Origin of the sequence: Desulfomonile tiedjei, assembly GCA_016212925.1 — a bacterium.
Lineage (GTDB): Bacteria > Desulfobacterota > Desulfomonilia > Desulfomonilales > Desulfomonilaceae > JACRDF01.
The window spans coordinates 14,591-26,552 of sequence record JACRDF010000050.1; the positions used below are offsets into that span (position 1 = coordinate 14,591).

Here is an 11,962-nt window from a genome sequence, read left to right on the forward strand (position 1 = left end):
GAGACGGATATGCGGCACAGAAAAGCACGATTTAAATTAGGGATGAGGACTTCGCAACGGCAAGCAATGCTTCGCAATATGGTTACATCCTTGTTGGAACACGAGAGTATAACCACCACGGACGCCCGTGCAAAGGCGCTGAGAAGTGTGGCCGACAAAATGATCACCCTTGGCAAAAGGGGGGACCTCCATGCCCGACGTCAGGCTCTTGAGGTGATCCGGTCCAAGAAGGTGGCACAACGACTTTTCGAGGATATCGCCCCGCGTTTCGCAAACCGTGACGGAGGATACGTGAGGGTCTTGAAGACAGGATACCGCGAAGGCGATAGAGCCGCCATGTCTCTTGTGGAATTGGTGGAAAAGAAGCCTGTAGAGACCAAGGCCAAAAGCAAGCCTAAGTCCATTAAAGACAAGATTAAGGACACCTTGAAATCCAAGTGAACGGCGCCCCATTGCTTTTGGCAGGTATGAAAACCAGGCCTGCCAGGCCTAACGCCTCGACTAGTCCCTTCCCGCCCGCCGCGCGGTACCCCTTGTTTCCGAATTGGCGTTCAAACGAGCAGTCTACGCGTAGAAGCCCCTGTTAAAGGGGTTTCACACCGATGCGCCTTCAAAGAAGTGACATTAGCAATGGAATGGCCGGCAGGGACGCCGACCGCTACCATAATGTGGTGGCGGTCCCGCGGCACGCGGGATGCCCGCCATGTTCACTTGTACGAAAGCGCATTGGTATTACCGGCGGTTTCCTTCTTCGACCTCATATTGCTAAACTTGACCTTGAAAACGACGCCTCAACGGACAGCTCTGTGCGCTGAAGGTCACCGCATGCCGTGACCTTACTGACCTGTCTCGGGGACGTGCTTGCTTCATTTTTAATGCCGCTTTGTATAGTATGCTTATGAAAGTTGTCGGAAGCGTTGTCTGATCCTCGTTTCTAGAAGACATTCCCAGCCCGGCTATGGATTGGTGGGACAAGCGTCTCCACTGTCCGCGCCGCAAGGGCCAGATGTCCATCCCTATAGAGGCAACCCCATATCGGCAGCATTGCCGGCCATCACCATGACTTCTTTCTGGTCCCGATGATTCTTGTCAATAACATTTCTTTTTCATATTCCAAGGACGATCCCCCCCTTTTCGAGGATCTCAGCCTGACCATCGAGGACTTCTCATGGATTGCCATCATGGGACAGGATGGCGTGGGCAAGAGTACGCTTGGAAAGCTGATCAAGGGCTTGGTTCAACCTGACAGCGGATCTGTGGTTTTCAATGAGGCAGGTCCCGGAGGCTCCGCTTGCCTCGGATATCTTGGGGGCGACCCTTATGACTCTTTTGTCGGTATATCGGTCGAAGAAGACATCGTGTTCGAGATGGAAAACCAGGGCATTGCCTCGGACGAGATGGAGATCAGGTTGAATCGGGCCTTGGCTTGGACGGGGTTGGCCGGCATGAAAAACCGGCTGGTGCATACTCTCTCCGGTGGGGAGCAGCAGAAGGTCGGACTGGCCGGAGTTCTAGCCGCCGGGGCCAAGGTGTTGATAGTGGATGAGGCCTTGAGCATGTTGGACAGGCCAAGCCGACTTTCCATCCGGTCCCTTCTCGGAACGCTTCGCCGAACTCCGGGGTTGACTATAATCGAGATCACCCACAGCCTGGAAGAAGCAATGAGCGCGGACCGAATTTTGTTTCTTGCTCGAGGCGGCGTCCAATTCGATGGAAGCCCTGCGGATTTCATGAGTAGCCAGGCCGGAAATCGGTGGGCGGCTATGGCGGGAGGACTGCCTGCTCTGAGACATGCTCTTCTGGAATGCGGCATCATCCCGGCTCACCAGGCGAATGATGGCAAGCTCCTGGACTCATTGCTAAATTATCTTAATAAATAATTGCTGTTTCCTCGAAATGTATTGAGAATATCACTCCGGTGGGGTATATATAAAAAGAGAGATCCTAGTCTGCGGGGCGGAACTACTGGAGTTTCGACCGCAACGGTTTGCCAATGAAACTGATTTGGAAGCGGATTGTCAAGTACACTAAATTCACGGTCCTTTTCGCCGGTGTCGCGGCATTCGGAATCCTGGCAGGAGAAAACAGCTGGAACCAAAGGTCCAAGCTGCTGGAAAAGCGGACACTCCTCCAAAAGGAAAATCAAACCCTTGCGATGGAAATAAAATCGCTGGAACGCAAGGTTATACTCCTGCGATCGGACCCGAAAACGATTCAGAAGGTCGCCAAGAAAAAGCTTGGCATGGCCAGGCCGGACGAAACGGTCTACCTTTTCGATCGTGGACAAAGATCGTCCGCTGGAGCCGACAATTAACGATTTACTTTATGTTTTTGATATAACCTACCCAAAATTATCATTTTTTATTGACAACCACCTGAATTTTCTGTATCCTAACCCTGCGGCCAAAAAAGACCCAGGCTTTATCGTCAAGGAAGCAAAATGGCAGTTACAAAAATCATCGGACTGGACATAGGTTCCAATGCCGTCAAGATGGTTGAGGTGGACCGTTCCAAGAGGGGCTTTGAATTGCAGTTTGCCGGTTTGGTTCCTTTGCCTGACGGAGCCATTGTGGACAAGTCAATCAAGAAGCCGGATCTTGTGGGGAATGCCGTAAGTTCGTTGTACAGGAGTTCCAAGAGCCGCACCAGGCAGGTGGCCGTATCTTTTGCGGGAAAGGCTGTGATTATCAAGCAGGTCACCATGAGTTCCATGAGCGATGCTCAACTGGAAAAGCAGATTCAAATGGAGGCGGAGCCCTACATCCCCTTTGATATCAAGGACGTGAACCTTGATTTCTTTATCATGGGCGACAGACCCGAAAAAGAAGGCGCCATGGAAGTGGTGCTTGTGGCAGCGAAGAAAGACTATATGGGTGAGTATCTGGATTTGTTGTCCTCTTTAAACCTGGCGCCGGTTGTGGTGGATGTTGATCCATTTGCTTTGGAGGTCATGTACGAATTCTGCTACCCCAACGTGCAAGAGGAAGTGATAGCGCTGGTCAATGTGGGGGCGAGCACGATTAACATTAACATACTCAAATCGGGCGCGTCGCAATACACGAGGGACCTGCCGCTCGGCGGGGATTCTATCACCCGAGAAATTGTGCGTTTTTTTGATGTGGAATTCGACCAAGCGGAGAATATCAAGCGCGGCGCCCAACTGGAAAAAATTAATCCAAGGAGTCTGCGCAAGATTTTTCTGCGGTCTGTTGATTATTTCGTCTCGGAGTTACAGAAGATACTCGACTTCTTTTCCACAAACATCTCTTACGATCCGATTCAGAAGATATTCCTTTCCGGTGGCGCGGCATTGACTTACGGTCTGTCCTCGACCATGGAATCGGAACTGAACATTCCTGTCGAGATCGTGGACCCGTTCAGGAGTCTTCGGGTGGACGAGAAGGTCTTTGATATGGATTATCTCAACAACATCGGGGCTTCCATGGCGGTTGCCGTTGGTTTGGCCCTGAGGGACGAAAAAGACAAGCAGGTATAAATGGTCAGGATCAATCTTCTCCCGATCAGGGAAACGCTTCGGAAACGTGAGTTTAAGCAGTTTGCGCTGCTCGCGATCATCATAATTGTGTCCGCCTTCGGTTTGATGGTCCTTTCCTACACGTTTTTCACCTATAGGGTGAGCAGTCTGGAGGGGGAGCAGAAAGTTCAGCAGACAAAGCTTAACAAACTCAAGGAACAGAACAAAGAGATAGAAGCCCTCAAGAATGAAATCACCAGGCTTCAGAAGCAGGTCGACACCATAGAGAGGCTGACCAAAATCCGCGACACTCCTGCCCCATTCATGGCGGCTCTTTCCCTTGCCATCCCGGACGAGGTATGGATTAGTGCCATCTCCAAAACCGGAAGAAATTTTACGCTCGACGGCACGGGAATAGACAACACGGTGGTGGTAAATTTTGTGGAGAGACTGCAGAAAGTACGGCAGGGATTCACGGATAAGCAGCCCTGGACGGATCCCAACAAGAAAGACGAGCGGAGCTACTTTGGCAACGTAAAGCTTGTGCAGATCGTTGCTTCCAGCGCAACCGCGGGTCTCGGGACCATGAGTTTCAAGATCGTTGGCAATATTCAGTGAAGGTGGGCCATGACCGTCGAGGAAGTATTCTTTAAGATCAACAGGATTCAGCGAATCCTTATAGTGGTGGCCATCGCGGTCTTGCTTCTGGTAGGCTTTTATTTTCTGGTGATCTACGAGATGCAAGATCAGATTGCCAAGCTCGAGCAATCGATAGGGCGAATCAAGCTTGAGATAATGAACCAGGAAAAGATACTCCAGGAAGGGCCCAAGTTGAAAACCAGGATCGAAGAACTTAGGAAACGTTTGCAGACTATGGTGGCCTCACTGCCTGAAAAACAAGATATCGAGCAACTGCTGAAGAAGATTACGGATCTGATGAGTGAATCCAACCTTGTCGCCAAGAGGTTCGTTCCGGGACAAGAGCAAATTAACGAAGAACTCTATTATGCCACCATTCCTATTCAGCTCAACGTTCGAGGGGATTATCAGAAGCAGGGAGCTTTTTTGGCGAGCCTGAATACCCTCCCCAGAATAGTCAATGTGCCGACGATCCGCCTTATAAGGGCTGGAGGTCTAAGCGTCAGGGAAACAGATCTGGCTAGAAAGCTTGACGTAATTCCTCTGGACGGTGATATCAGCGGAGTGACCTATCGTAGGCTATCGCAAGACGAGATACAGGCAATTGCCAAGAAGAAGCAGGCCGCGCCCCAAAAACCAGCGGGACGGCGTCGCTAAAGGCCCGGAGGTTACAGAGGTTTCAGAATGAAACACCTGATTTGTGGATATGGATTCAAGAGACTGTTCAGTCTGGTCTTGAGCACGAGTATGCTAGCCCTGCTAAGTGGCTGCGAGGAAGCAAATATTGCCTTAGATCACGTCCTTGGGCGAACATCCCCTGTTTTATCGGCTTCGGCCCAGGGATCTGCGGTTACCATAATCCAGGCCAAAAGAACCGTCCCCGGTGAAAAACAAGTTCCGGAAATCCAAACCGGACCCGCTACTTCTCCGACGCCGACGCCGGCCCCGGCCAAGAGAAGCGCCCCGGGAGAAAAACCAAGCCCTGAAACAGAGGTAAAGCCGTCCGGCGAACCAACCACGCCACCTGCTCCCCCCAAGGCCGCTCAGGTTCCTACGGGACCGGCTGAGGGAAAGAAGCGCGACCCGGGGCAGATGGCTCCTGCTGCCGAAAAGCCACCGACAGGTCCTGTTGAGACAAAGTCGGCAAGAGATCTATTTGCTGGGCGTGACCCGTTTCGACAACCTACGGAAGTTTTGCCGACCGACTGCCCGCCTTCAATGCCGCTTTGTAGGTTCGATCCCGCTCAGTTGAAACTGGTGGGTGTAATTCAGGTGGAGGAAGGTAATTTCAAGGGACTGGTGGAAGATCCTGATGGCCGGGGCTATTTCATTACCTCCGGCATGCAGATCGGGAGGGCCACAGTCACCCAGATCAACGCCGAGGGTGTTACTTTGCATGACCACAGGACCCGAAAAGACGTGCCCATGCGTCTGCTGCGAGAAGGACGTGAGGGTCGAGAATTATGATCGGGCCAGGTGACTATTTGAAGCACCCAAGTTGACATGCGCGTATTTTAATTCGCATTTCATTTAGCAGTTCGCCTAGCTCACCTTTTGACGCTCCCGCCTCGTCAGCTATGTCGAAGACGACTTTGCAGGATATTTTACCGTCTACCTGCCTTCTCATAATCAGGTCTTTCAATTCATTCTCGTTCATTGTAACAGTCCTTTCGGCAAACCGTGTGGCTGCCGCGGAATTCCGTCTGGATTTCGAGCCGCAACAGTTCTAGGATACAGCCAAGCAGTTGCCGTGGCAAGGGGGCGACAGGAGGCCTTTGATGTATGATTTCAAACCGATCGAATTGACTGCCAAAGAAGTCTTTGATGACTTCTTTTCACAGGACCCACCACAAACCTCTGAATTGACTTTCACCAATCTTTTCATGTGGAGGCACCGGTATCGTCCCAAGTGGCGCCGTCGGGAGGACTGCCTCCTCATAATCCTCCATCCATTAGACAGTCTACCCTTCGCACTTCCGCCAGTTGGACCCGGGAACAAACGGGGAGCGCTCGATTTTTTGGCCAAACTTTTGGGTGATCTGACGAACGAGGTAATGATTTGTCGCGTGAGTAAGGATTTCGTTGAAGAATTGGTCGACCCGGAGCAGTACGAAATCGTAAAAGATCGGGACAATAGCGACTATGTATACCTTGCCGAAGATCTCATCAATCTGCCTGGAAACAAATACCACGGTAAAAAGAATCATATCAACAGGTTCACGAAAGACTACGAATTCGAGTACCGGGAACTCGACCTCGACCTGGTCCACTGTTGCTTAAACCTCCAGGAGAGCTGGTGCGAGATAAAGGATTGTGGCGAAAGCCCTGCACTCATGGCCGAAGACATGGCGATTTACGAGGCCCTAAAGAATTACGAGGAACTGGACTATAAAGGTGGCGTGATCTTGGTCAACTCGCTTGTGGAAGCCTTCTCGCTGGGCGAGATGCTGAATCCGGATACCGCGGTAATTCACGTCGAGAAAGCTAATCCGGAGATTCCCGGCCTTTACGCTGTCATCAATCAGTTATTCTGTCAGGAGGCCTGGTCCAAGGCAAAATTCATGAATCGGGAACAAGATCTCGGGATTGAAGGCCTGAGAAAAGCCAAGAAATCATACTATCCGCATCATATGGTCGAAAAGTTCATGTTGAGGCCAAAAACAGACTGAGGAGGAATTTCTCTCCCGGTCATGCGGGCATACTCATCATAGACACGTGAGCGCAATTCATTCTGATCCAGCCGGGCCAGCAAGGCCGCAAGGTCGATCCGCTGAAGGACCGCTTTTGTGATGGGTCGCTTGGCATCGGCAAAGGTCACTGCGGCTATGAATTCCAGGCAAATCGGGTCGTTAAGCAGGGAAGCGACCAGAACTGCGTGTTCCAGCGATTGGCATGGCACAAAATAGCAAGTGTCATCTAGCATCACAGGACGTCCATTGAAGGGACGCACCACTCGAAACCGCGCGGTCTTGTACATGCCCGCAACCGCAACCTTGTGATCCGCGAAAGAATAGTCCCCAATACCGAAAATGGCGAACCGTCCCTTGAAGACAGCGGACTTGCGTTTGGCAAAGAACGCGGCATTTCTTTCGAGGTACGCCCACAACCGCGGGGCTTCATCCCGGAGCCGATCCGTGGGCTCTCCCGGTTTTCGCTGCGTCACAATTGTGAAGCGATCCGGAATCGGGTCCGGTTGATTGAACAAGTCGGACCCTTTTAGGAGCGGATAAAGGTAATCCGGCTCAACAATTGCCTTTTCACCGAGCTTGTTTCGCAGTGCACCTTCGGATTGCCTCAACTCCATGACGGTTGCGGCGTCGTGTTTCAACCCCTGCCGCCAAGTCAAAGAACAAATCCCATCCATGAAAGCAGTCCGGCGGTATCCCGAGACGTCGTTCACTCTGCCTTCAACGACCGACAGCACCTCTATGGGATCGTGTGAGTCGAGGTCCGGGTAGACTTTGGCCTCAACGCCGCGTGCTTCCGAACCAACGGTCACGGAAAGTAGACACGCCTCGACAGAGGCATGGAACCACTTCCCCGCATCTATCCTCCGAATCGAGACATGGTCCAGCCACAGGGACTTCTGCTGAGCAAACCGCAGCACATTGCGCGCAACGGCCATTTTGCAAAGCATTGCTATGGTGGGCCGTTCGGCGGCAAGCTCTGTCAGCAGTTTTATCCAGATGTGCTCGCCCAAATCGAAGTTGGATTCCCCGGTTATGGCATCGAGGCCGGGCAAGCCCCTCAAATTGGTTTTTTTCGGCAGGTTGCTCCCGCCGAGTGAGCTTACCTCCGCGGCCGTCACCCAGGGCGGGTTTCCTATAATCAGCAGCGGACCGCTTTGCGTCCACTTCAGGTCCCGGCGAAGGTCCATGTCGAAAAGATTTGCGTGCCGAATCTCCACCGAAACGGAAGCAGCCCGCCGAATTCCTCTTTCGGCTTGCCGCACATGTGCGCCTTGAAGCTCGACGCCCTTGATTTCCAGGGGCGGATACGGTAGCCCGAGGAGCCCGTTGATAAAATTCCCGCTCCCGCAAGTGGGTTCGAGGACTCTGGGCCAGAGTTCGCCTATGGGACCAAGGACCGTCAGGACCCTCGATACCAACTCGGGCGGAGTCTGGAAGTCCCCCAGGTCTCTGCTCAACTCTTACTCCAATTTGCTTCTTGTTGAAGGGGCATTGGTCTCAGGTCTTGGACCAACGCAATCGCAGCGAGTTGCTGACCACGGACACCGAACTCAGGGCCATGGCGGCAGCGGCAAACACAGGGTTAAGGAGTATGCCGAAGGATGGATAAAGCACGCCCGCTGCAATGGGAATGCCCAGGGTGTTGTAGAAAAAAGCCCAGAAGAGGTTCTGTTTGATCACTTTCATGGTTTTAAAGGACAGCCTGATCGCCGAAGGGACCAGCCGCAGGTCGCTCTTGATGAGGGTAATGTCGCTGGACTCAATGGCCACGTCCGTGCCGGCTCCTATAGCTATGCCTATGTCCGCCGCGGTGAGGGCAGGCGCGTCGTTTATTCCGTCGCCGACCATTGCAACGACCCATCCCTTGTTTTGCAGGCGGCGAATCTCCGCGGCCTTGTCACCGGGCAACACCTCCGAGAGCACCTCGTCTATTCCAACAGCTTGCGCAATAGCCTGAGCCGTCTTGGCATTATCGCCTGTGATCATCACTACGTTTAAGCCCATTCGCTTCAGGGCTTCCACTGTTTCATTCGCGGATTCGCGAGGCACATCAAGAAGGCCGATGAGACCGGACACCTGTCCGTCCTGAGCCACAAAGACCACCGTCTTACCCTGATCGGACAGGGCTTTGGCCTCGGCATCCAGCCCGTTCATGGACATCCCTTCTTGTTTCATGAGGCGCAGGTTTCCGAGAAACACGCTCTTCCCGCGGATAGAGCCTTTCACCCCAAGACCTGACAGAGCTTCAAAGCCTTCCACCGGCTGAACGGCAGTGTTTTCGGCTCGTCCCTTTGCTATGATGGCAGATGCCAGAGGATGCTCCGAAACGGCTTCAATGGACACGGCTATTTCCAGCAGGTCTTTCCCGTTTGCATTCATTGCCGGAAAAAGATCGGTAACTTCAGGCTCTCCCTTTGTAAGGGTACCTGTTTTGTCGAATACAACTGTGTTTAGCTTGTAGGCCTTTTCGAGACTTTCCCCGCCTTTTATCAGAATTCCCCTCTCTGCGCCGAGGCCTGTTCCCACCATTACCGCTGTAGGGGTCGCGAGTCCCATCGCGCAAGGGCACGCGATTATCAGAACGGAGACGAAATTCAAAAGCGCGCGGCTGAATATTGGGTCCGGCACCAGGAAGTACCACACAACAAAGGTCAAGACCGCAATAGCAAAGACAACAGGCACAAAGACCGATGCCACCTTATCAACCAGCCTCTGAATCGGGGCTTTCGATCCCTGAGCTTCCTCCACAAGTCGAATTATTTGAGCCAGCGCTGTTTCCGCTCCCACTTTGGTGGCCTTGAAGGTGAAGCTGCCGCTCTTGTTGATTGTAGCTCCAAACACCTCGCTCCCGGCCTCCTTAGCCACCGGGATGCTTTCGCCGGTAAGCATGGATTCATCCACCGTGGAGATTCCTGACACGACCATTCCGTCCGTGGGGATTTTTTCGCCCGGCCTTACAACGATGACGTCATCTTTGGCAACCATGTCTATCGGTATGTCTATCTCGCGGCCGTCCTTGACCACTCGGGCGGTCTTGGGCTTGAGGCCCATGAGCCTCTTAATAGCCATCGAGGTCTTGCCTTTGGCTCGAGCTTCGAGGAATCTCCCCAGAAGTATGAGCGTTACAATCATGGCAGCGCCGTCGAAATACACGTGAGGCGTAATTCCCGCGGTGGCAAAAAAGGCCGGGAAGAAAGTGACCAGACTGGAATAGAGATATGCTGAAAGCGCGCCCACAGCGACAAGGGTATTCATGTCCGTAGTGTGTTGCTTTGCTGCTTTCCAGGCGCCTATGAAAAACCTGTCACCAACCCAAAAGACCGCCGGGGTTGTGATGATGAAAAGGAAAAGGAGCATTCGATGATGCGGAATGGATTCCAGGAACGGGAACAGATGCGGAGCGGAGCCCGCGTGTATAAGTGCTGTCAGAATAAAGCCGACTACGAGCCTAATCTTTAGGTCCTTCTGCTCCTTCTTGCGGGCTTCCTCAATGGGGTCCGCGCCGGCAGCCTCAGCAACCCCCAGTAGTTGGTACCCTGCGTCGTCCAGTGTCTCTTTCAGTTCCACGGCGGTGGCTGCGCCCGGCAAGTGGGTGAGGGTCGCTTTTGACGTGGCCAGATTTACCGCGGCATCAGTCACCCCTGGAACCGAGAGCAACGCCTTCTCAACTCGCCTGACGCAAGCAGCGCAGTTCATGCCCCCCACGGAGATCGTGGTTTTCCGGATTCCTTGTTCAGAGCCTGACGGGAGCACCACCGGCTCGTATCCAAGACCCCTGATCGCAGTTCTTATAGCTGCAATGTCCACCACCGAAGGGTCGTACTCCACGGAGGCCTTTTCCGTGGCAAAATTTACGGATGCATTCTCGACGCCCTGCATTTCGCCGAGCGCGTTTTCGACCCGGCGGACACAGGCAGCGCAACTCATCCCCCGGATCTGGATGGTGTCTTTAGCCAAGTTCATAGCCGGCTTTCTCTATCTTTGAGGCTACTTGCTTCATGTCTATTGCGCCCTGGCTTTCGAGAGTCGCCTCTCCTTGCGCCAGGTCCACCTGGACATCAGCGACGCCGTCCACCTCTTTCAGCGCTTTGATCACCGCCATAACGCAATGATTACAGGACATGCCTTTTATTTTGACAGTTTCCTTCATCTTCCGTTTCCTCTATTGTTGGCATAAGATGTGTTTGTCCTCTTTGGTTCTCTGAACCTGAGCTTGCTCCGTCGCCTATATCTTTGTATACAGATATAAATATATTACTATTCTGTCAAGATCCTTTTCGTTTCCAGTGTGCCGACTGCTTCCTATACATTAAGCTTTCTTTTCCAATACGCCATGAATCCGTTGCTCCCGAAAAGCAATTGCACCAGTTCCCACCCTTCCCTGCCTCGCTCATTAAACAGGTCGACAAGAAGCTGAGGCTCTTCGGCAGGGACCTCTTCGATTCCGCAATCTCCCCCCTCAGAGCAGAAGTAAACCAGGCGGCGAAAGGTTTCGGATGAATGTGTCGTAATCTCATATTCAAAGCGGTCCATTGTATCTCCCCTTTTCAGGCTTTGGCGTCCCTTAAAGCCCCCAGAGCAGCTAGATGGCCTTTCTCTTCGTCTGCTATTTTGTAAAGCACAACCTTGGTCTGCTCGTTCCCCGTTTTCCCCGAGAATCGAAAGTAGAGATCAAAAGCTTGTGTTTCTACCATCATGGCCAGGTCCAACAGATCGGGAACGGATTGCATAAACCTCTCGTTCTTTTTGAGGAAGTCCACGCTGTTAAAGCCACCCTCCAAGGTATTTGAAGCAGCCTTTATCTCCAGCGCTTCTCCACTTTCCCCGCCGGGGTCGATCGATTTGCCTAGCTCGACCAAATAAGCTTTGTGTTTGTTCTCTACCTTGGACAAGGTGTCGAGCATTGTCACAATGTCGCTATCCTTCGTCACGGATTTCGCTGTCTCGTAAAACTCGCCCAGACTGTGCTCCATGCCATAGGCCAGTCTGATGATTTCCGCGGGGGTCTCATCTCCGCGAACCATGTCCAAATTCAGCTCCACAGGTCCTTCAGCAACCTTGCCTTCCCACGCCTTGATGCCTCCACTCAGATTGTACACCTCTCTGAACCCGCGACCGGCCAGCAGTTGAGCCGCAACTCGGCTCCGGCCACCCACAG

14 protein-coding genes are annotated in these 11,962 nt (G+C 52.8%); 8 read left to right on the forward strand and 6 right to left on the reverse strand.

Features of this window, described 5'->3' with window-relative positions; genetic code table 11:
• Window positions 1-9 precede the first annotated feature (9 nt).
• The 7 genes from rplQ to HY913_22325 all read left to right on the forward strand — a co-directional run bounded on the left by rplQ (window position 10) and on the right by HY913_22325 (window position 5,581).
• Entirely contained in the window at window positions 10-441 is a 432-nt protein-coding gene (rplQ, locus tag HY913_22295; protein MBI4966027.1) for a 50S ribosomal protein L17, read from the forward strand.
• Between the two features lie 638 nt (window positions 442-1,079).
• Window positions 1,080-1,880 (forward strand): ATP-binding cassette domain-containing protein, encoded by an 801-nt coding sequence (locus tag HY913_22300; protein MBI4966028.1) that lies wholly within the window; start codon window positions 1,080-1,082, stop codon window positions 1,878-1,880.
• Between the two features lie 113 nt (window positions 1,881-1,993).
• Entirely contained in the window at window positions 1,994-2,314 is a 321-nt protein-coding gene (locus HY913_22305; GenBank protein MBI4966029.1) for a septum formation initiator family protein, read from the forward strand.
• Window positions 2,315-2,440: 126 nt separating this feature from the next.
• Entirely contained in the window at window positions 2,441-3,496 is a 1,056-nt protein-coding gene (gene pilM, locus HY913_22310) for a type IV pilus assembly protein PilM (protein MBI4966030.1), read from the forward strand.
• A complete protein-coding gene (locus HY913_22315; protein MBI4966031.1) occupies window positions 3,497-4,093 on the forward strand; it encodes a PilN domain-containing protein in 597 nt (198 codons plus the stop codon).
• Window positions 4,094-4,102: 9 nt separating this feature from the next.
• Window positions 4,103-4,771, forward strand: a complete 669-nt coding sequence (gene pilO, locus HY913_22320) for a type 4a pilus biogenesis protein PilO (GenBank protein MBI4966032.1) — start codon at window positions 4,103-4,105, stop codon at window positions 4,769-4,771.
• Between the two features lie 27 nt (window positions 4,772-4,798).
• Complete coding sequence (locus HY913_22325) at window positions 4,799-5,581, forward strand: hypothetical protein (GenBank protein MBI4966033.1); 783 nt, start codon at window positions 4,799-4,801, stop codon at window positions 5,579-5,581.
• Window positions 5,582-5,594: 13 nt separating this feature from the next.
• Here HY913_22325 and HY913_22330 read toward each other — a convergent pair whose 3' ends face one another.
• Window positions 5,595-5,771 (reverse strand): hypothetical protein, encoded by a 177-nt coding sequence (locus tag HY913_22330; protein MBI4966034.1) that lies wholly within the window; start codon window positions 5,769-5,771, stop codon window positions 5,595-5,597.
• 121 nt (window positions 5,772-5,892) lie between these two features.
• Here HY913_22330 and HY913_22335 point away from each other — a divergent pair, with 121 nt between their 5' ends.
• Window positions 5,893-6,783, forward strand: coding sequence for a DUF2156 domain-containing protein (locus HY913_22335; GenBank protein MBI4966035.1), 891 nt, complete (start codon window positions 5,893-5,895; stop codon window positions 6,781-6,783).
• On the opposite strand, the gene HY913_22340 is transcribed toward HY913_22335, so the two are convergent.
• From HY913_22340 to HY913_22360, 5 genes are all read right to left on the reverse strand, one after another.
• Entirely contained in the window at window positions 6,741-8,261 is a 1,521-nt protein-coding gene (locus tag HY913_22340) for a class I SAM-dependent methyltransferase (GenBank protein MBI4966036.1), read from the reverse strand. The two genes, HY913_22335 and HY913_22340, sit on opposite strands and share 43 nt — an antisense overlap.
• 40 nt (window positions 8,262-8,301) lie before the next feature.
• Window positions 8,302-10,767, reverse strand: coding sequence for a copper-translocating P-type ATPase (locus HY913_22345; protein MBI4966037.1), 2,466 nt, complete (start codon window positions 10,765-10,767; stop codon window positions 8,302-8,304).
• Entirely contained in the window at window positions 10,754-10,954 is a 201-nt protein-coding gene (locus tag HY913_22350; GenBank protein ID MBI4966038.1) for a heavy-metal-associated domain-containing protein, read from the reverse strand. The genes HY913_22345 and HY913_22350 overlap by 14 nt, the downstream gene beginning before the upstream one ends.
• A gap of 152 nt (window positions 10,955-11,106) precedes the next feature.
• Entirely contained in the window at window positions 11,107-11,337 is a 231-nt protein-coding gene (locus HY913_22355) for a hypothetical protein (GenBank protein ID MBI4966039.1), read from the reverse strand.
• 14 nt (window positions 11,338-11,351) lie between these two features.
• Window positions 11,352-11,960: a ferritin-like domain-containing protein gene (locus HY913_22360; protein ID MBI4966040.1), complete on the reverse strand. Its 609-nt coding sequence runs from the start codon at window positions 11,958-11,960 to the stop codon at window positions 11,352-11,354.
• Window positions 11,961-11,962 lie beyond the last annotated feature (2 nt).

Coding starts and splice junctions, on each gene's coding strand:
- HY913_22300 (MBI4966028.1), top strand. CDS start 1,080: ATGATTCTTGTCAATAACATTTCTTTTTCATATTCCAAGGACGATCCC.
- pilO (MBI4966032.1), top strand. CDS start 4,103: ATGACCGTCGAGGAAGTATTCTTTAAGATCAACAGGATTCAGCGAATC.
- HY913_22355 (MBI4966039.1), bottom strand. CDS start 11,337: ATGGACCGCTTTGAATATGAGATTACGACACATTCATCCGAAACCTTT.
- rplQ (MBI4966027.1), top strand. CDS start 10: ATGCGGCACAGAAAAGCACGATTTAAATTAGGGATGAGGACTTCGCAA.
- HY913_22335 (MBI4966035.1), top strand. CDS start 5,893: ATGTATGATTTCAAACCGATCGAATTGACTGCCAAAGAAGTCTTTGAT.
- HY913_22330 (MBI4966034.1), bottom strand. CDS start 5,771: ATGAACGAGAATGAATTGAAAGACCTGATTATGAGAAGGCAGGTAGAC.
- HY913_22325 (MBI4966033.1), top strand. CDS start 4,799: ATGAAACACCTGATTTGTGGATATGGATTCAAGAGACTGTTCAGTCTG.
- HY913_22305 (MBI4966029.1), top strand. CDS start 1,994: ATGAAACTGATTTGGAAGCGGATTGTCAAGTACACTAAATTCACGGTC.
- HY913_22345 (MBI4966037.1), bottom strand. CDS start 10,767: ATGAACTTGGCTAAAGACACCATCCAGATCCGGGGGATGAGTTGCGCT.
- pilM (MBI4966030.1), top strand. CDS start 2,441: ATGGCAGTTACAAAAATCATCGGACTGGACATAGGTTCCAATGCCGTC.
- HY913_22350 (MBI4966038.1), bottom strand. CDS start 10,954: ATGAAGGAAACTGTCAAAATAAAAGGCATGTCCTGTAATCATTGCGTT.
- HY913_22315 (MBI4966031.1), top strand. CDS start 3,497: ATGGTCAGGATCAATCTTCTCCCGATCAGGGAAACGCTTCGGAAACGT.